Source organism: Hwanghaeella grinnelliae (assembly GCF_004005845.1).
Classification (GTDB): Bacteria; Pseudomonadota; Alphaproteobacteria; order UBA8366; family Aestuariispiraceae; genus Hwanghaeella; species Hwanghaeella grinnelliae.
This window is the reverse complement of the sequence record NZ_SADE01000003.1, coordinates 677,804-697,302: the sequence shown is the minus strand read 5'-3', so window position 1 is coordinate 697,302 and position 19,499 is coordinate 677,804. Positions and strand designations below refer to the sequence as shown.

Here is a 19,499-nt window from a genome sequence, read left to right as displayed (position 1 = left end):
TCCGCATGCCTCGGGCGGTTATATTCGACCGCCGCAGCTCTTAACGACGACATATGAGACCGCGATGGAACGTCCCGTAAAACTCGATTGCCGCGGTGTTTGGAAGATTTACGGTTCCGATCCCAAGGCCTTCCTGGCGCGCCACGGCGGCGCCCCTACCGCCGAGGATCTGGCCGCGGAACGCATGACCGGTGCGGTCCGAGACGCGAGCGTCCAGATTTGCGAAGGTGAGATATTCGTCATCATGGGACTGTCCGGGTCGGGGAAGTCCACATTGGTGCGATGCTTGTCGCGCCTGATCGAACCAACGGCCGGCGAAATCCAGTTCGAAGGCCGCAACCTTCTTTCCATGAATGAAGCCGAACTGATTGAGGTTCGCCGCAAGAAAATGGGGATGGTGTTTCAGCACTTCGCCCTGTTGCCGCATCTAACCGTTTTGCAGAACGCCGCCTTCCCGCTGGAAGTGCAGGGCGTCGATAAGAAGACGCGGGAAGACCGCGCGCGGCAGATGATCGAGATCGTCGGCCTCGTTGGTCGGGAAGACCATTTCCCCCGGCAACTTTCCGGTGGCCAGCAGCAGCGCGTCGGAATCGCGCGTTCATTGGTCGCGGATCCGGATCTTTGGTTTCTGGATGAGCCCTTCTCTGCCTTGGACCCACTGATACGACGTGAAATGCAGGACGAGTTTATGCGCCTGCAGGCGATGTTGCATAAAACAATTGTTTTCATCACCCATGACTTCGATGAAGCGATCCGCCTCGCCGATCGCATCGCGGTCATGAAAGACGGCGTCATCGAACAAATCGCGACACCGGAGGAGTTGGTCCGGAATCCTGCAACCTCCTATGTCGAGGATTTCACCCAGCACATCCCCAGGGCGAAGGTGGTCAAACTGCGTTCCGTCATGGCGCAGGGTGTGCCTGAAGGACCCTATGCCGGTGAGCTTCCGGGCAGCCTTACCGTCGCCGAAGCCGTCGACCAAGTCGAAGCAGCCCCCCACCCTTTCAAGGTGTTGGACGAGGATGGGGTGGCTGTGGGAACGATTGATGGTCGAACGGTCGTCGATGTCATGATTGGCCGCAGATCCTGATGAGCGAGGCACTGTCACGTCTGACGCGCTGGGCATCCCTATTTTGGTTGGGGCTCTTTGCCATTACGTGGGCGCTATCGACTTGGTCGTTCGACTTGTACAAAGCGCTCGACGCGCGTTGGATCATTCGTTTTCCCAAAAAGTTTGAACTGCCATTGGACAAATGGATATCCGACGCGATGTCCTGGCTGGTGGAAGATGCGACGTTCGGGCTTTTCACCTTCCGCGATGTGACACGGTTTATCTCGGCGTTGATCGAAGCCCCCTATGACATTGTGCGCTCCTTGCTGATCGATGGTTTCGCCGTCGGTCAGGGCCAACAGGCGGTCCAAGTGGCGCCGTCGCTCAGTTGGATCGCGGTGATCGGGATTATCCTGGCGCTTGCCTACCATGCGCGCCGCCGGAACCTGGTTCTGCTGGTCGGCATCTGTTTCGTATATCTGGCGATGTTCGGGCAATGGGATAGCGCGATGATCACGCTGGCCTCGGTCTTGATCGCCGTGCCCATCGGTGTGGCGGGCGGGCTGGCGCTCGGTATTTTCGCTTATCGTGTTCCCCTGGCGGAACGTATGATGCGGCCGGTCTTGGACTTGATGCAGACGGTGCCCGTCTTTGCCTATCTGGTTCCGATTCTTTTCTTGTTTGGTTTCGGTCCGGTTTCCGCCCTTGTGGCGACGGTCGTCTATGCCATGCCGCCGATGGTGCGCGTTTCGACAGTGGCATTGCAAAGCGTCCCGCAGGAACTCATCGAAGCGGGCCGCATGGTCGGCTGCACGCAGCGGCAGATGATGTGGAAGGTCCTGATCCCGACGGCGAAACCATCCCTGATGGTTGGTGTGAACCAAGTTATCATGCTGACGCTGAATATGGTGATCATTGCGTCCATGATCGGGGCCGGTGGTCTGGGTTACGATGTGCTGACCGCGTTGAGGCGGCTGGACATCGGCGGCGGTGTGGAAGCGGGATTAGCCATCGTAGTGATGGCGATCGCATTGGACCGGTTGAGTCAGGCATTCGCGGTTCGCCGTTTCGATGCCCCGCTGAACCCGTCGCTGCCATTCCATAAACGGCGGCCCTTGCTGACCGGAATTCTCTTGTTGGTCGCCGTGACCACGGTGGCTGGGTTGTTCGTCCCGCCGGTTCACCTCTATCCGGAAGACCTCACAATCACCACCGGGTCTTTCTGGACTGCTGCGATCGAATGGATCAACGTGAACTTCTTTAACACGTTGGAATTCATCAAGACACAGCTGCTCACATTCCTTCTGGTTCCGATCAAGAAGTTCTTCGGCGGCATTCCCTGGATATGGGGCATCCTCGTGATCGGGTTGGCTGCGGGACGTGTCGGTGGCTGGAAATTGGGCCTGCTTGCGGCGGGCTTAACCCTGTTCGTGGCGGCGTCCGGCCTTTGGGGCAAGGCGATGACGACGGTGTATCTTTGCGCAACGTCGGTGCTGATCGCCAGCATCATTGGCATACCATTGGGAATTTGGGCGGGGCAGAGTGCCCGGGCCAATTCGGTGATCGGCGCGTTCATCGACACGCTTCAAACCCTGCCCAGTTTTGTCTATCTGATTCCGGTCGTGATGCTGTTCCGGGTTGGCGATTTTTCCGCGATGATCGCGGTCGTTCTCTACGCACTTGCGCCCGCGGTGCGCTACGCCGCGCATGGCATACGATCTATCGACGCTGAACTGATCGAGGCTGGCAAGGTCTTCGGGTGTACGGAACGGCAGATCCTGTGGCGGATTAAATTGCCCTTGGCCGCGCCATCCCTGCTGCTCGGCCTGAATCAAACCATCATGCTGGCGATTTCGATGCTTGTGATCACCGCCCTGGTCGGTACGCGGGACCTTGGGCAGGAGGTCTATATCGCCTTGACCAAAGCCAATACCGGCCAGGGCATCGTCGCCGGCCTGGCGGTGGCCTTCATCGCGATCATCGCGGACCGGATCGTGACGGCACTAGCCAGATCTTCGCGGGAAAGGTTGGGATTGAAATGAGCGCAATCGACCAAGCCATTACCAAAGCATGTTCACTGCCATGCTGGACAGACCCGAAGGGTGCGGCCCCCTTGGGCGGCGGCATTACCAATATCAACATCACGCTGACCGATGGCGGCAAGAAATATGTCGTGCGCCTGGGTCAGGACATTCCCGAACACAGCGTTATGCGATTCAACGAACTGGCGATCAGTCGTGCTGCCGAAGAGGCGGGCATTTCCCCCGGAATTCACTATGCCGAACCTGGCGCTCTTGTCTTGGACTACGTCGACTCCCGCCCGATGGAGGAGAACGACCTCCACGATGAAGCGACGTTGGTGCAAGTCGCCGGGTTGATCCGCGATGTACATACCAAGGTCACAGACCTTGTCCGTGGCCCCATCGTCACATTCTGGGTCTTCCACGTGGTTCGCGACTATGCCGCCTTCCTGAAGGAAAATGGGTCTGCCCATATCCCGAAACTTCAGCAATTGGTCGAAGATGCGGCGGCTCTGGAAGGCGCTGTGGGCAAAGTTAACCTTGTCCTTGGCCATAACGACCTGTTGCCGGCCAATATTCTTCAGGCGGAAGACCGGCTGTGGCTGGTGGATTGGGAATATGGCGGGTTCAACTCCCCGCTGTTTGATCTGGGCGGTGTTGCGACGAATTGCAGCCTACCTGTTGAAGCGGAACGTCTTTTGCTGCGGACCTACTATGGAACCGAGCCTGATGAGGCCCTGCTGCAAAGCTACAACGCGATGAAATGCGGATCGCTGCTACGCGAGACGATGTGGAGCATGGTTTCCGAGATCACGTCGGAAATCGATTTCGACTATGGCGCATACACCGCCGAGAACCTCTCCCGTTACGAACGGGCAATAACGAACATCCTTCCCCAAAGAGGCACCAAATGAGCGATTTCCCCAAATCTGCGCAAGCCGTCATCGTCGGCGGCGGTATCGTCGGCTGTTCGACCGCTTATCACCTGGCGAAGCTTGGTTGGGACGTCGTCCTGCTTGAGCGCAAAAAGCTGACTTCCGGCACGACTTTTCATGCGGCGGGCCTGGTCGGGCAATTGCGCTCCAGCGCGAATATCACCCAATTGCTCGGCTACTCAGTGGATCTCTACAATACTCTTGAAGAGGAAACAGGTCAGGCAACCGGATGGAAGATGAATGGCGGTCTGCGTCTTGCCTGCAATCAGGAACGTTGGACGGAAGTGAAACGCCAGGCCACAACCGCGCATTCCTTCGGACTGGACATGCAGTTGCTGACTCCGAAAGAGGCGCTGGATCTTTGGCCCTTGATGGATATCGACGATCTTGTCGGGGCGGCTTTCCTGCCGACGGACGGTCAGGCCAATCCGTCGGACATCACCGGTTCGCTTGCCAAGGGCGCGCGCATGGCTGGCGCCCGGATTTTCGAAGACACAAAGGTGCTGTCTATCGATATCGACAAGGGCGTGATCAAGGGCGTCGAGACGGAAAAGGGGCGGATCGACACCCCCATCGTTATCGCCTGTTGCGGGCAATGGACCCGGGCCTTCGCCAAATCGGTCGGCGTTAATGTGCCGTTGGCGTCGATGGAACACCAATACATGGTCACCGAACAGATCGAAGGGGTGCCCTCCAACCTGCCGACCCTGCGCGACCCCGACCGTCTGACCTATTACAAGGAAGAAGTCGGCGGCCTTGTCATGGGGGGGTACGAACCGAACCCGAAACCCTGGGCTGTCGACGGCATCCCGCAGGGCTTCCACTACACGCTTCTGGATAGCGACTACGATCACTTCGAACAGTTGATGGAACTGTCGCTTGGCCGCGTGCCCGCGCTGCAAACCGCCGGTATCAAGGAATTGGTCAATGGGCCGGAAAGCTTCACGCCGGACGGAAACTTCATTCTGGGCGAAGCGCCTGAATTGAAAAACTTCTTCGTTGGCGCAGGGTTCAACGCCTATGGCATCGCCGCGGGCGGCGGGGCCGGCATGGCCTTGGCGGAATGGGTTGCGAAGGGAGAGCCGCCTTTCGATCTGTGGCCGGTGGATATCCGTCGTTTCGGCCGACCGCATTTCGATACGGACTGGGTCCGCACCCGCACGGTCGAGGCGTATGGCAAGCACTACACCATGGCCTGGCCGTCGGAAGAACATGACAGCGGAAGACCGTGCCGGAAATCTCCGCTCTACGATGTGCTGAAGGCGGATGGCGCGGTATTTGGCGAGAAGCTCGGCTGGGAACGCCCGAACTGGTATGCCGATCTGTCGGCGGGTGAGGAACCGAAGGACATCTACACATTCGAACGGCCGAATTGGCACGCACCGGTCGGTCGTGAGCACAAGGCCGCGCGCGAGGCGGCTGTGATGTTCGATCAGACCTCTTTTGCAAAGTTCTGCTTGAAAGGGCCGGATGCGGAAGCGGCGCTTAGCTGGATCGCGTCCAATGACGTCGCCAAGCCGGTCGGCTCTCTGATCTATACCCAGATGCTGAATGACAATGCCGGCATCGAATGCGACCTGACTTGTGTCCGTGTGGCGGAGGATGAGTACTACATCGTCACCGGGACAGGCTTTGCGACGCATGATTTCGACTGGATTTCCCGCAACATTCCTGACGGCATGAACGCCCAGTTGGTCGACGTGACGTCGGCCTATTCGGTTCTGTCCCTCATGGGCCCCAAGGCGCGCGACATCCTGCAAAAAGCAACACGCGACGATGTCTCCAATGACGCTTTCAAATTCGGCAAGGCGCGGACCATCGGCATTGCAGGTTGCCCGGTGCATGCCTTGCGTGTGACCTATGTTGGTGAACTGGGCTGGGAACTCCACTTGCCGGTTGAATACGCTACGACGGTTTACAAAGCCCTGCATGAAGCGGGGGCCGAGTTCGGTTTGAAGAACGCCGGCTATCGCGCGATCGAAACCCTGCGTTTGGAAAAAGGCTATCGCGCCTGGGGGTCGGATATCGGTCCCGATTACACCCCGGACGAAGCTGGCCTGGGTTGGGCCGTCAAGCTGAAGAAAAACATCGACTTCAAAGGGCGTGCTGCGGTTGAAGCTCAAAGGTCGGGCGGTGTGCAGAAAATGCTGGCCACTTTCGTGGCCAATGGCGACGTCATTCTTTCGGGCCGCGAAACCATTTACCGCAATGGCGAAAGGGTGGGCTATCTTTCGTCCGCTGGTTATGGGCACACGGTTGGAAAGTCCATCGGGATGGGCTATGTGCGCAACAAAGACGGGGTCACGGCGGATTACGTCAAGGATGGCGACTACGAACTTGAAGTCGCCACCGTTCGGGTCCCGTGCACCGTCACCCTTGCGCCCCTGTATGATCCCAAGATGGAACGCGTGAAAGCTTAGCGGATAGCCGCGGAATTGCGGCCCGTTTCGAAGGAACACAAAGAATGACAACGTTGAAATGCATATCCCCGATTGACGGGTCCACCGTTGCGGAACGCCCGGTTCTGACGCCGCCTGAAGCAAAAGAAACAGCGGCCCGTGCCAGGGCCGCACAAAAGGCTTGGGCCGCCCGGCCCTTGGCGGAACGCATCGCCCTCGTCACACAAGGTGTCGAGAATGTCGGCGAGATGAATGATGAGGTCGTGCCCGAACTGGCCTGGCAGATGGGCCGGCCGATCCGCTATGGCGGTGAATTCGGCGGCTTCAACGAACGCGCGACCTATATGGCCGGCATCGCGGAACAGGCCCTGGCCCCGATCGCGGTCGAGGACAGCGATAGCTTCAAGCGTTATATCGCCCGCGAACCTGTCGGCGTGGTTCTGGTCGTCGCGCCGTGGAACTATCCCTATATGACGGCGATCAATACGGTCGCGCCGGCCTTGATCGCCGGGAACACGGTGCTGCTGAAGCATGCCACCCAGACCATGCTTGTGGGTGAACGGATGGCCAAGGCCTTCCACGATGCCGGCGTGCCCGAAGATGTTTTCATCAACGTCTTTCTGGATCACCAAACGACAGCGGACCTGATCGCAGCGAAGGCCTTCGGCTTCGTTAACTTCACGGGTTCGGTTGGTGCCGGGCGTGCCATTGAACGTGCGGCGGCCGGCACCTTCACCGGCGTCGGTTTGGAACTGGGCGGGAAGGATCCCGGCTATGTCATGGAAGATGCGGACTTGGACGCGGCTGTCGATACCCTGATCGACGGGGCTATGTTCAATTCCGGTCAGTGCTGCTGCGGTATCGAACGGATCTATGTCGCTGAAAGCCTGTTCGACGCCTTTGTCGACAAGGCCGTTGCCATTGTCAGCGGTTACAAGCTGGGCAATCCGATGGACCCCGAAACGACGCTTGGCCCGATGGCTCAGACCCGCTTCGCGGAAGAGGTGCGCGCGCAGACCGCGGATGCGATCGCCAAGGGGGCCAGGGCGCTGATTGACCCGTCACTGTTTCCGCAGGACGACGGCGCTTACCTGATGCCGCAGATCCTGGTTGATGTCACACACGACATGCGCGTGATGCGGGATGAAAGCTTCGGGCCGGTCGTTGGTATCATGTCGGTCAAGGACGACGCGGAAGCGATCCGGCTGATGAATGACAGCGATTTCGGACTAACCGCTTCCCTCTGGACGGCCGATGTCGGGCGCGCCGAGAGGATCGGGCAACAGATTGAGACGGGCACCGTCTTCATGAACCGGGCTGACTATCTCGATCCCGGCTTGTGTTGGACCGGATGCAAGGACACGGGCCGAGGCGGCGGATTGTCGGTTATTGGATTCCACAACCTGACCCGGCCGAAATCCTACCACTTGAAAAAACAGAAATAGGGGCGGCCGTCAGATTCCTTTTTCGACCATGAACCGGCCCACGGCTGTGAAAGAGTCGCGCCAGGCCGGTTCGTGGTCGACCAGAATGTGATTTCGGCTGTCGAGGGGAACGAAGCTGGCGTTAGGGATGCTGGACGCTAGCGCCCGGCCTGTGGAAAGCGGAATCCGCTGATCGTCTTTCGAGTGCAGCACGATTGTAGGCGCCTTGACGTCTTTCAGCCGGTCGCGGACGTCGATATAACCGAAAGCATCCTGGAATCGGGCGGCGTTCCGCGGAGATGTGGTTAGCCGCTGAAACTCATCGAACCAGGCAAGATCCTCCGCAGTCGCTTCCGGCATGAAGGTTTGTGAGAAAATGTGCCTGTATGCGGGATTGTCCGTTCCCCAACCCAGCTCGGTAAGCGTCATGACGGCCTCACGACGGGCCTGCTCTTCCGGGGACGCCAGATGGCGCCAGCCGGCGGCATAACCGCCCATCAGAACTAATCCGGAAACGCGGTCCGGGTGGCGCACAGCGTATTCGATACTGACGGCGGCTCCTTGTGAAATTCCTAGGAGTGGGAAACGGTCCAATCCCATTTTATCGGCAACAGCTTCCAGGTCTTCCACGAAAGCCTCGAAGCTCAGATCCGCAACATCCCAGTCCGAGAGGCCGCAACCGCGTTCGTCATAGCGGATGAAAGTTCGGTACTTTGCTATTTCCGCAAAACTTTTCCCCCAAATGGGACTGCTCCAGTCGAACTCCAAATGGTTGAGCCAATTCGCCGCTTTGAGAAGCGGTGGGCCCGAACCGATGGTCGCATAGGCTATCTTGATGCCGTCCTTGACGTCGCAGAACCCTATGGACTGTGCCCGAAGAGCGCGCTTGTGGGCATCCTGCGGGTTTGGTTCGTTGGCTGGGGAACGAACCGTCTGTCGTTCCATTCCGGGTGACATTTGTTGTTTCTTTTCCCGCACCTTGGTCGACCGGCCTCGCGCGGTTGCGGCTTCCGCAGCGCGCTTTTGTTCTTCCGTATCGTATGGGTCGGCTTCCTGCCAAAGTCGAATCCATTTCTGTGCCGCGGCGGGACTGACATCGGGATGCGTGGACAGGCGGCGCAGCACGTCGATATAGGCCAACTGTGCATCCTCGCGCTCGGCGGTAAGCCACGAGGCGAAGGCATCGTCGCCGGCCCCGTCCAGACCGTCCATCAGCGGAAGACTCAATTGCTGCGACATTGCGTCTAGCTCTTGCACGCCGACGTCTGAGGCGTTGTCGCGAAGCCGAGCGTGGATATCGCGGATGTCTATGTCTACGCCGTGCGTGTCGAAATGGACTCGCTCCCGATCGGCAACGATCCGGTGGCGGTCCTCGTCATCTACCGCCCGGCGCAGCTTGCTCAATGCCCAGCGCAGAGATGCTTTCGGGTCGTCCGGCAGGTCCCACAACAATTCACAAAGCCGTTCCCGCCTGTGCGGCCGGCCTGTGGCGGCTAGGAAAGCCAGCAGCGCGCGCGCCTTTCGGGACGCGGGAAGGGGAATCTCACTCCCTTCGGAAACGACTTTCACCTCACCCAAGAGAGAAATCTTGAGATTTTGAGACACAAACTACCTCGAAAATTCAAAAAACAACGTCGATCTCTCCCCACTACCACCACGCTTACAACGCTGGCAACAACGGCCATGCACCATTTAGGGGGCACACGATGAACCGCTAGACCCCTCAGCGCCCCTTTTTGGAAAGAAAGCGGCGCAGCAATCCGTGGTTCTTAACTGTGCCCCAAAACACATTGGACTCCAAAATGTATGAACAAAATACCGCCGATGTCGCCCCCTACATCGACCCGACCACTTTAATCAAAAACCCGCACGAACAATTTGGCGCGCTTCGCGCTAGAACACCTGTTATTCAACTCGCGGACAGCCAGTTTATGGCGCTGCGGGCCGTTGACGCGGTCGCTTTGCTCTCTGATCCGAGGATGCGGCAAGTTGACGGGTCGGACTTTGTCAGGCTGATGGGCGTCCCAAATGGTGTCGCATCGCGCCTGTTGACCGACTTTTTCCTGTTCTCGAACGGCGATACCCACAGGACCAAGCGCGGGCTATTCTCCCGGACATTTTCGCATGGCCGCGTCCGGGATATGCAGCCCCGGATCCGCGCGACCGCAGACAGGATCGTCGCAGAGCTTCCGCGCGGGCAAAGTTTCGATTTCGTAGATGCCATCGCCGCGCGACTGCCCGCTGAAATGATTGCTGCGATCCTTGGGCTTCCCGCTTCGCATGCGGATTTCTTCCGACCGCGCGTATACGACTTGTCCCGAATCGTTGAGCCGCTTTACCCGCACCACCACCATGATCGGATTGAGGCGGCGGCCGCCGATCTTTACGACTATGTCGAATCGGAGCTGCGCGCCCGATTCGCCACGCCGAAGGACGACTTGCTCTCAACCCTGGTCTATGACTGGTGGAAGAACCGGGAAATGAGTTTCCAGAGCCTGGTCCATCAGGTGCTAGGCTTGATCGTCGCCGGGGCCGACACAACCCGCACAGCTTTTGCCATACTTGTCGCTTTGTTGCTGGGGCATCAAGAGCAATGGGCCGCATTGAAGGCAGATACGTCGTTGCTCCCCGGAGCGGTTGCCGAAGGCATTCGTTTCGAGCCTTCCGTCGGCTCAGTCGGGCGTTTCGCCACCGAAGCTGTTGAGATCGGCGGGGTGACGGTGCCGGCGGGTGCTATGGTTCGGATCAGCACGATCTCGATCATGCGCGACCCAGAACTCTATGCGAACCCGGATCGATTCGACATTTGCCGTACAGACCATCCCAAGCTCAACCCAGCCTTTGGGCTGGGGCCGCATCGCTGTCTGGGTGAGATTCTCGCACGGATGGAGATGCAGGAAGGGTTGTCGGCGTTGATCGCTGCTGCCCCCGACATTCAATTAGAATCGATGCCTACGATGATCGGTTTTGGCGGGATTCGTCAGATCACGCCGATGATCACACGTATTGGATAACCGGAACACCCAAGGGCCAAATCGTATTCAAACCAAATTTATAAAACACACAAGGAAAGTAATAATGGAGGTAAAAAGACCATGTATATAAAACACGTTGTATTTAGTTCCCCGAGTTATGCCTTCGCCGGTTTGGAGAGGTTATCCGTTGCGTTGTGGCAGAGTGTTTGTGGAGTCGCGGAGCGGGTCGTCGAAGCAAATCGGTGCAGGCGGGATTACGAGCGTTTGGAAGAACTGCCAGACTTTCTGTTGGATGACATCGGCATCACACGTGGCGAGATCAAAGCAGCCGCACGGCGCAACGCGCTCTAAGTGGGGTGGCATGTTGGTTCGGGGAGGATCGTCGCCAAAAATACTCGATGGTTATGGAGAATCTCACGAACAGAAAACCAACTGCGGGACCCGTTCCGGTGAACGCTGCCTTGCCGGTTCCGGCCAATGCCCATGAAGGTGGCCTGTAGCCGGTCCACCGCCATGAAGTCGTCAGCAGACCATTCGGCAGAAAAGGGAATGATCTCTTTCTGGCGGTTGCCATGACTTTCGGATCCTAGACAGGTTTCCGGTTTGACCATTGCTTGTCGGGATGGGTGGAAATGATCGTGGCGAGATTTCATTGAAACGGAATCTCGCTACCACTTTCCTAGTTTGCACTGTGAGCGTCGGACAAACTATCCGGTGAATTGACGATTGGAACTTGGTTAGAAGCCGCTAGGCGCTTGGGCCACGGCAACTCCCTCTTTTTCCAAATGGCCCGCGACGCGAAGGCATAGGTCTTCCCGCCATGGGGCACCAATTACCTGGACACCCAAGGGCATCTCACCGCTGAAAACCGGAACCGCGCAGACCGGTAGACCGATCGCCGAGATCGGCTGCGTGAAGAGGCCAATATTCGGCCGCGTCAGCATTTCCTTTCCCCGAATTTCGATCGTGCGCTGCCCAATGAGGGGAGCGGGGAAAGGTGTGGCCGGTGCGAGCAGTATATCGACCGTCTCAAAAAGCTTCGCAAACATCTCCCGATACCAATGCCGAACCTGCAGGGCCCGCACATACCAGGATGCGGGCAGCATTGCGCCGGCGAGAAACCGGTCTCGCGTATCCTGGTCGAAGTCATCCGCCCGCGCCCGCAGGTTCGGGAGATGTAGGCGTGAGCTTTCACAATTGGTGATGATGAAGGCGGCGGCCCGTCCTGCGTCTATGCCGTCCGCATCGATTGTTTTGTCGGCATCCAGGGCCTTGGCGACGGGGGCAAGTGCGGCCGCCGCTTCGGGCATACCGTCGGTCGAAAAATATCCGCCAAGGACGGCAATTCTAAGATCGGAAATCCCCTCATTCAAAGACGGCAAAGCGGGCTCCGCCGGACGGTTGGCGCAGGCATGGTCGCGGGGGTCCGGCCCCTGCATGACGTCATAGGCCAAAGCCAAGTCCCGCACCGACCGGGCGAAGGGACCCAGATGGTCAAGACTGTCGCAAAAGGGAAAAGTGCCATAGCGGGTCAGGCGCCCGTAGGTCGGTTTCAGCCCGAACGTGCCGCAGAAAGACGACGGTACGCGGATCGATCCATTGGTGTCCGACCCCAAGGCCAAAGACACAAGGCCGGCGGCGACGGCCGCCCCGCTGCCGGATGAGGAGCCGCCGGCCATGCGGGCCGTGTCGTGCGGATTGCGGCAAGCGCCGTCATGGTCGTTCTCGCCGGTGAAATCGTAGGCGTATTCACCCATATTCAGGCCGCCCAGCAGTATCGCTCCCGCGGCCGAAAGCCTTTTCAACAGCTCTCCGTCCTCTTCGGCCGGCGGCAGTTCCCGGTTGATCTTTGACCCGGCGCGGGTGCTGATCCCTGTGATATCAAAAAGGTTCTTGGCCGCCATCGGCACACCGGCAAGTGGGCCGAGGGTCTTGCCCGCGGCACGATCCGCGTCGACCTGCCGAGCTTCGGTCAAGGCCCTCTCCGCCGTGACGTCGGTGAAGGCATTTACCTTTGGGTCCAGGGCCGCGATCCGGTCCAATGCGGCACGGGTCACATCCTCGGCTGGAACATCGCCCGACCTGATCGCCTCCGCGACCTGCCAAGCCGGTGCGAACTCATTCGGTTTCGTCATTGTGCCGCCTATTCCGCTTTCGCCTGTTGTGCTGTCTGGCCGGCATCGAAGACCGAAGCGAGCTCTAGAGAATTTTCCGGGACCGGCGCCGCGTCTAGGATATCGGCCATTCCCTTCGCGATGGAAAGGAACACCGACACCCCTGCAACGCGCTCTTCGTCTAACGACAACCCCAAACTGGGGGCCATGGTTCGGATGAATGCCTCCGAATCGAAATCGTCGTCTGACATGGTCATGGCGTTTTCTCCTAGTCGCTCAAACCGGGTTGGGCTTCCGCCGGCGGTTCAAAAGCGAACAGTGAGGACTTTCCGCAGAACCACAAGAAACCCGCGACAACTGCATAGCTGAGCGCCACCGACGGAGTGACCCCAAGTCCGTTCTCACCGATGCCGACCGCAGGACCGTGCATGAACCCGAAATAGGTCAGTACGGCCCCGGCCAAGGCAAAGCCGGCGGCATAGATGAACTTCCGTTCGATCACAAAGACCGCGATCGCGCCCAGAACCAGGCCCGACAAGATCGCGCCGTTGCCCATGATGGAAAGACCTTCATAGAGGACGCCCATATTCGCCATCTTGTCGAAGCCGACCTCAGCCGCATTCGTGCCCGCGGCTCCCAAGGCCCCATCGATCAGAACCTTGGCCCAAGCAGCCAGATGCGGTGTCAGCGCAAAGACAATGGCCGGCGCATGGCTGGATGGCGTGGTCTGGAATGCCTGCGCGCCGATCAGCATGCCGATATAGAGCAGGATGGGAGAGATCGCGACGACGGGTATAACGTCCAGCAATAGGGACAGAATCCCAAGCCAAGCCAGGACCAACACCATCGCGCCGGTTCCAAGCGAATAGCCGATGCGCCCGCCCATACCTTTCCAGCCGGGATGGCCGATATAGACGGCGTTTGCGAAGGGACTGCCCATAAGCGTGCCGACAAGACTGATTGTCCCTTCCGCGGCGAGGGCTTCGGTCGTGTTGTATGTGTCGCCGGCCGCTTCCGCGCTTTCCACATTGTCCATCGCCTCGACCAGGTCGTAGACCCCGAATGGAATCGCCGTCACCAGGATGAAGCCCAGAAATTCAAAGCCCGAGAAGACATGGTCGAAAGCCGGAATTGGAACGGAGAAGCCGACGCTGGTCAGGGAGGCGACGACCTTATCGACGCTCATTCCACCGATATCGAGGCCCAGAAAGGTACTGCCCCAGGCGATCAACGCGCCGACCGCAATCGCGACCAAGCCGGCCGGAATGCCGCGCGGATACCGCACGCCGCCATACCAACTGACCAGAATGATCGCCAAGCTGGTCAGGCCGATAATCGGCGTCATGTACATCTCCATGGCCGGACGCATGGAGATGAACGCTATAGAAACCCCTGCCAGCGTGCCGAGAAGAGCGGCGCGAGGCGTGATCCGGCGGATAATCGGGGCGATGAAGCCGCCGCCGATCAGAATGAAACCTTGTAGAAAGACCCAGGCAAGGCCGGCCTCCCAGGCCTTAACCGGGTCGCCGGTTTGGCCCAGGATCGGAAGCATGATCACAAAAACGACGATGAACATATGCGGCACGCTGGGCCCGGAGGGCAGCGCGCAGACATCTGTACGACCCGTCTTCCGGGCCAGTTTCCAAGCCATATAGGCGTAGTACGCATTGCCCAGAAACAGCATCATTCCAACGGCCGGGATGATTCGGCCGAATGTGATCTCATCCGGCATCTGCAGTACGAACTTCAACAGACCCGTCATGACGAGCAGGTTCACCAGAACGTTGGTGCCGAGGCCGAACAAGGCGTTCCAATCGCCTGGAGTCCAAAGTGCGGGTTTGGTCGTGGTCATTGGCTTTCCTCCTTCAAGGGGAATACGCCGAAAATGCGTCGTTGATTACGCGACTGCGGGCCCTCCCGCCGCCGCGGACAGGAAACGGGTCGAATCGGAAACCCAACCGAAAATGCCGCCCTGTGCGGCGATCATCTTCAAGCCGGTCGTATGGAAATCGGGAAAATAGGAACCGCAACAATCGCCCAGCACGATGCAGCGGAAACCGCGGTCATTCGCTTCCCGAACAGTCGTGTGGACGCAAACTTCCGTCGTGACGCCGGCAACCAACAAGGCATCGATGCCGCGGTTGCGTAGAATCAGTTCCAGGTCGGTCTGGTAAAAGGCGCCCTTGCCGGGCTTGTCCAGGACCGGTTCGCCGTCGACCGGCGCCAGTTCGTCCACGATACCGTGGCCTGCCTCGCCTCGAATCAATATCCTCCCCATTGGGCCGGTATCGCCGATCCGCATGCTGGGGGATCCGCGTTGCACCTTGGCAAGCGGGGCGTCGGTCATGTCCGGTCGGTGGCCTTCGCGCGTATGGATGACCAGCGCGTTGTTACCACGGCACCAATTCAGCATGGTTGCACAGGGTGCAATGGCCGTTCTCAGCAGCGAGACATCGTTGCCAAGACTTTCACCGAAGCCATCGGGTTCCAGAAAATCGCGTTGCATGTCGATAATGACGAAGGCGGTTTTCGCCAAATCGATCTCGATGGGCGCCGGGTCTGCTTCGATGGAAATCGTGGTCATCTTGGTCACATCCCTTCGCTCATGATCGCGGTTTCAAATCAGGGAAGAAGGCTTACGTGCGCGGCGACGATCCGCCATCCCTCCGGCATCCGCATCCATGTCTGGGTTTGACGTCCCTCGCGTCCGCTTCCCAACCGCCGGTATTCGGTGAAGGCCGTTGCGAAGTCCTGGCCATAGGTCGTGATCACCGTTCGCGTCAGTTCGCGGGCGATGTCGGATGTATCCCGTGCCGCGCGGAACCCAGCAATTTCCTCATAGCCGTAGAGGGCCTCCTTGGGACCGTACCGAACGGTGTGAGGCGATTCCCAAAAAAGAATGTTCAGTGTCTCGACATCGTTCTCCATCAGGGCCTTTTCATACCGGAAGAACTGTCCCGTCACTTCCTTGACCACCTGGGGGTCGTTGATTGTCATACCGTTCAGCCCTTTCTATTCGGCAATTGCCTGCTTCGCCGTTATTGCAATGTCGACCTCATCGCGGTCCGCCCGTGGCGCCATCGGCGTCGCAGCCAATAGTGTCTTCGTGTAATCGTCGGTAGGGTTGTCCATGATGCTGGCCGTGTCGCCTTCCTCGACGATCCGACCTTTGCGCATCACGATGATGCGGTCGCACAGCAGTCGCACCACGTGTAAGTCGTGACTGACGAACAGGTAGCTGACGCCAAGCGACGCGCGCAGTTCGGCCAACAAGTTCAGCACGACCGCTTGGATCGATACGTCGAGGGCGGCGGTCGGTTCGTCAAGGATCAACAGTTTGGGGCGCGATGCGAGGGCCCGTGCAATCCCAACACGCGCCTTCTGCCCGCCGGATAGCTGATGCGGAAAGCGGTCCAACAGGGTGAGGGGCAGCCCGACTTGCGTTGCCAGTTCCTCGACACGGCCATTGGGTTTTTCGTCGGTCAACCGCCTGATTGGGTCTGCTATCGCTTGGCGCGCGGTAAAGCGCGGATTGATGCTGTCCGTTGCGTCCTGGAAGACCATTTGCAGGCTTGCTCGTCGGGGGTCTCGGGCGAACTTTGCCGCGGGAACATCGGTCATGGGTTTTCCGTTAAGCAGGATTTCCCCGTTGGACGGGTCCATCAGCCGCATGACCATGGAAGATGTGGTTGACTTGCCGCAGCCGGATTCGCCAACCAGACCCAGGGTTTCCCCTTCGCGGATGTCGAACGAAATGTCGTCGACCGCTGTCACGGCGTCGTCACCGTGACCGAACACCTTGGATAGATTCTTCACCTGAAGAAGCGGCGCTCCCAATTCAGGTCGCGGTGGCGATGGCAGGGGTGGGTCGACAAGATCGCCGATCTCCGCGCCGGGGCGCGGCGTGGCGCTGATCAACCGTCGCGTATAGGCATTCGCCGGTCGCGCAAACAGGGCATCGGGTTTGCCCTGTTCGACGATCTCCCCGTCTTTCATAACAACGATGCGGTCGCAGTATTCCGCTGCCAGACCCAGGTCATGGGTGATCAAGATCGAACTCATGCCGCGCCGTGTGGTCAACTCCGCTAAAAGGTCCATCACCACTTTCTGAGTCGTCACGTCCAGACCTGTGGTCGGTTCGTCGGCAATAAGAAGACGCGGGTCACACGCCAAGGCGATCGCGATCACGATGCGCTGACACATCCCGCCGGACAGTTCGAAGGGATAGGCGTCGTAGCGTTTTTCCGGATCGCTGATACGCACCGCTTCGAGCGCTTTGATCGCTTTCTTCCGCGCCGTGTATTTCGTGGCGCGCGAATGCCGTCGCAGGACATCCTCGATCTGATGGCCAACCTTGCGGATCGGGTTCAGCGCTGCACGCGGGTTCTGGAACACCATGGAAATTTCGCGGCCGCGCAACTCCCGCATTTCGCGGTTTGAAAAGGCGGTCAGATCCATGTCGTCGAAAGAGACGCGACCGTTTGCAATTCTGCCGTTGCGATCAAGGATGCGCATAATGGCGTAAGAGCTGACCGATTTCCCCGACCCGCTCTCGCCGACAATGCCCAGGGTCTCCCCCTTTTCCAGAGTGAAACTCACGTCGCGGACGGCGGAGACAAGCCCCCGGCGTGTTTTGAATGTGACGTTCAGGTTTTCGACATCGAGGAACATGGTTCAGGTCCTCTGACGCGGGTCGACGATGTCGCGAAGTCCGTCGCCCAAAAGATTGAAAGCGAAGACCGCAATCATTAAGGCGAGACCAGGGAAGAAGGCCAGCCACCATTCGCCGGATACGACGAAATTGGCGCCCTCCGCCACCATGATCCCCCATTCGGCCGTCGGCGGCCGCACGCCGAGCCCAATAAAGGAAAGACCGGCTGCGTTCAGGATTGCCCAACCCATATTGAGTGAGATCTGCACCATCATTGGCGGCAAGGCGTTCGGAAAAATATGGAGGGCCAGGACCTGGATGTCTGTATTGCCCGCCAGCCGGGCAGCTTGGGCGAATCCGGCTTCACGGCGGATGCGGACCTCAGCTCGGGCGACGCGCGCATAGAAGGGCAGGTTAATGATGGCGGTGGCGTAAATGATGTTCTCCACCGTATTGCCCATCGCGGCGACAATTCCCATGGCGAGCACGAAAAGCGGAAAGGCCATGATGGTATCGACGAAGCGCCCGGTGACCGCGTCCATCCAGCCGCCCCAGTATCCGGCGATCGAACCGACGATGGAGCCGACGACGAAAGACAAAGCCACCGCGGCGACGGAGATCATCATGTCCAGTCGGGTGGCGATAATCACGCGGGAGAAGACGTCCCGTCCCACACTGTCGGTCCCGAACCAATGATCGGCACTGGGGGCCTGCAGGGCACGTGCCGCATTCGATTCCAGGGGATCGTAAGGCGTGATCAGCGGACCCAGGATCGCCACGATCACAATCAGGGCAAACAGGCCGAATGCGACGGCGGTAATGGGGTTTTCGCTGAGCACGTAGAGGACGTGACCACCGAAACCGCGATGTGCTTTTTCCGATGCCGAATTTTCCGCCAGAGCCATGTTCAGCCCTCCCGCGTTCGTGGATCGACAACCGTGTAGAGGATGTCGATCACCAAGTTGAGCAACACGAAGAGGATCGCCATGGCGAGCACGAAGCCCTGCACGGCGGCATAGTCGGAAACGACGAGCGCCTCGACTGCGTAGGACCCGATGCCGGGCCAGGCGAAGACTTTCTCGACCAGGACATTGGCGCCCAACATGAAGGAAAAGACCATGCCCAGTGTCGTGATGACGGGAAGCATTGCGTTTTGAAAGGCATAGCCGAAGATAACCTGACCTTCTCGAAGACCGGCGGCGCGCGCGGTCCGTATGTAGTCGGAAGACAACGCCTGCAGCATCGATGCGCGCGCCATGCGCGCAAGCGGCGCCAAGGTGAAAAGTGCCAAAGTGGTCGCAGGCAGGATCAATTGCCGTGCCGCGCCCCAAGCGGTTTCCATATCCCCGGCAAGCAGGGCATCGATGACATAGAAACCGGTAACGTCCGGCGGTGACAGATAGACGAAATCGAGTCTTCCCAGCGGCGAAGGCGCCCAACCCAGCAGATAGTAAAAGACATAAACAAGGACGATTCCGGTGAAGAAAGTCGGCAGGGAGACGCCGGCCGTTACGACGGCCCGACACACATGGTCGATCCAACTACCTTGGTTGACCGCGGCGGCGATGCCCAAAGGCAGGGCGATGCCGCAAGAAAGTAGCAAGGCGGTAAAGGTAAGTTCCAGTGAGGCGGGTAACCTGCGGGCGAGTTCCTCCAGCACCGGCTGGCCTGTCGATAGGCTGTTACCCAAATCGCCGGAAAACAGATCCAATACATAATGAAGAAATTGGACCGGCAGCGACCGGTCCAGGCCCATCGCGGCGCGTATCTCCGCGATGGACTCGGTTGTCGCTGCCGGGCCGGCAAAATATGCGGCCGGATCGCCCGGCAACATTCTTGTCAGGATGAAGCTGACCAGGATGACCCCGGCAAGCGCCGGGATCGCCTGAAGCACACGGAAAAGGATCAGCCTCGTCCTGGGGGTCATGG

General features: G+C 59.1%; 16 protein-coding genes. 7 read left to right on the top strand and 9 right to left on the bottom strand.

The features are described 5' to 3' along the window. Positions 1-64 precede the first annotated feature (64 nt). From EOI86_RS20170 to EOI86_RS20150, 5 genes are read left to right on the top strand one after another with little or no spacing between them, the layout of a single operon-like run. The gene (locus EOI86_RS20170; protein WP_127767462.1) at positions 65-1,090 is read left to right on the top strand and encodes a quaternary amine ABC transporter ATP-binding protein; all 1,026 of its coding nucleotides are present in this window, start codon (positions 65-67) and stop codon (positions 1,088-1,090) included. Continuing rightward, the gene (locus EOI86_RS20165; RefSeq protein WP_127767461.1) at positions 1,090-3,093 is read left to right on the top strand and encodes an ABC transporter permease; all 2,004 of its coding nucleotides are present in this window, start codon (positions 1,090-1,092) and stop codon (positions 3,091-3,093) included. Before EOI86_RS20170 ends, EOI86_RS20165 begins: the two co-directional genes overlap by 1 nt. Further along, the gene (locus tag EOI86_RS20160; protein ID WP_127767460.1) at positions 3,090-3,986 is read left to right on the top strand and encodes a choline/ethanolamine kinase family protein; all 897 of its coding nucleotides are present in this window, start codon (positions 3,090-3,092) and stop codon (positions 3,984-3,986) included. Before EOI86_RS20165 ends, EOI86_RS20160 begins: the two co-directional genes overlap by 4 nt. Beyond that, complete coding sequence (locus tag EOI86_RS20155) at positions 3,983-6,427, top strand: GcvT family protein (RefSeq protein WP_127767459.1); 2,445 nt, start codon at positions 3,983-3,985, stop codon at positions 6,425-6,427. Before EOI86_RS20160 ends, EOI86_RS20155 begins: the two co-directional genes overlap by 4 nt. A gap of 44 nt (positions 6,428-6,471) precedes the next feature. Continuing rightward, positions 6,472-7,851 carry an aldehyde dehydrogenase family protein gene (locus EOI86_RS20150; RefSeq protein ID WP_127767458.1) on the top strand — a complete coding sequence of 460 codons (1,380 nt, stop codon included), beginning with the start codon at positions 6,472-6,474 and terminating at the stop codon, positions 7,849-7,851. Positions 7,852-7,860: 9 nt separating this feature from the next. Here EOI86_RS20150 and EOI86_RS20145 read toward each other — a convergent pair whose 3' ends face one another. Beyond that, entirely contained in the window at positions 7,861-9,435 is a 1,575-nt protein-coding gene (locus EOI86_RS20145) for a bifunctional AfsR/SARP family transcriptional regulator/alpha/beta hydrolase (protein ID WP_127767457.1), read from the bottom strand. A 197-nt stretch (positions 9,436-9,632) separates the two neighbouring features. On the opposite strand from EOI86_RS20145, the gene EOI86_RS20140 reads away from it, so the two are divergent. Further along, on the top strand, positions 9,633-10,844 hold the full coding sequence (locus EOI86_RS20140) for a cytochrome P450 (protein ID WP_127767456.1): 1,212 nt from the start codon (positions 9,633-9,635) through the stop codon (positions 10,842-10,844). Positions 10,845-10,925: 81 nt separating this feature from the next. Continuing rightward, positions 10,926-11,156, top strand: a complete 231-nt coding sequence (locus EOI86_RS20135; protein ID WP_127767455.1) for a DUF1127 domain-containing protein — start codon at positions 10,926-10,928, stop codon at positions 11,154-11,156. A gap of 386 nt (positions 11,157-11,542) precedes the next feature. Here EOI86_RS20135 and EOI86_RS20130 read toward each other — a convergent pair whose 3' ends face one another. Genes EOI86_RS20130 through EOI86_RS20095 form a run of 8 tightly spaced genes read right to left on the bottom strand, consistent with a single transcriptional unit; the run spans position 11,543 to position 19,497 of the window. Then, a complete protein-coding gene (locus tag EOI86_RS20130) occupies positions 11,543-12,940 on the bottom strand; it encodes an AtzE family amidohydrolase (protein WP_127767454.1) in 1,398 nt (465 codons plus the stop codon). An 8-nt stretch (positions 12,941-12,948) separates the two neighbouring features. Then, on the bottom strand, positions 12,949-13,176 hold the full coding sequence (locus tag EOI86_RS20125; RefSeq protein WP_127767453.1) for a DUF4089 domain-containing protein: 228 nt from the start codon (positions 13,174-13,176) through the stop codon (positions 12,949-12,951). Between the two features lie 11 nt (positions 13,177-13,187). After that, complete coding sequence (locus tag EOI86_RS20120; protein ID WP_127767452.1) at positions 13,188-14,771, bottom strand: AIR synthase family protein; 1,584 nt, start codon at positions 14,769-14,771, stop codon at positions 13,188-13,190. A gap of 45 nt (positions 14,772-14,816) precedes the next feature. Further along, entirely contained in the window at positions 14,817-15,503 is a 687-nt protein-coding gene (locus EOI86_RS20115; protein WP_127767451.1) for a cysteine hydrolase family protein, read from the bottom strand. A 38-nt stretch (positions 15,504-15,541) separates the two neighbouring features. Then, entirely contained in the window at positions 15,542-15,916 is a 375-nt protein-coding gene (hpxZ, locus tag EOI86_RS20110; RefSeq protein ID WP_127767450.1) for an oxalurate catabolism protein HpxZ, read from the bottom strand. Positions 15,917-15,931: 15 nt separating this feature from the next. Further along, positions 15,932-17,590: a dipeptide ABC transporter ATP-binding protein gene (locus EOI86_RS20105; RefSeq protein ID WP_127767449.1), complete on the bottom strand. Its 1,659-nt coding sequence runs from the start codon at positions 17,588-17,590 to the stop codon at positions 15,932-15,934. Positions 17,591-17,593: 3 nt separating this feature from the next. Then, positions 17,594-18,475: an ABC transporter permease gene (locus EOI86_RS20100; RefSeq protein WP_127767448.1), complete on the bottom strand. Its 882-nt coding sequence runs from the start codon at positions 18,473-18,475 to the stop codon at positions 17,594-17,596. A 2-nt stretch (positions 18,476-18,477) separates the two neighbouring features. Then, entirely contained in the window at positions 18,478-19,497 is a 1,020-nt protein-coding gene (locus EOI86_RS20095; RefSeq protein WP_127767447.1) for an ABC transporter permease, read from the bottom strand. Between the last annotated feature and the right edge of the window lie 2 nt (positions 19,498-19,499).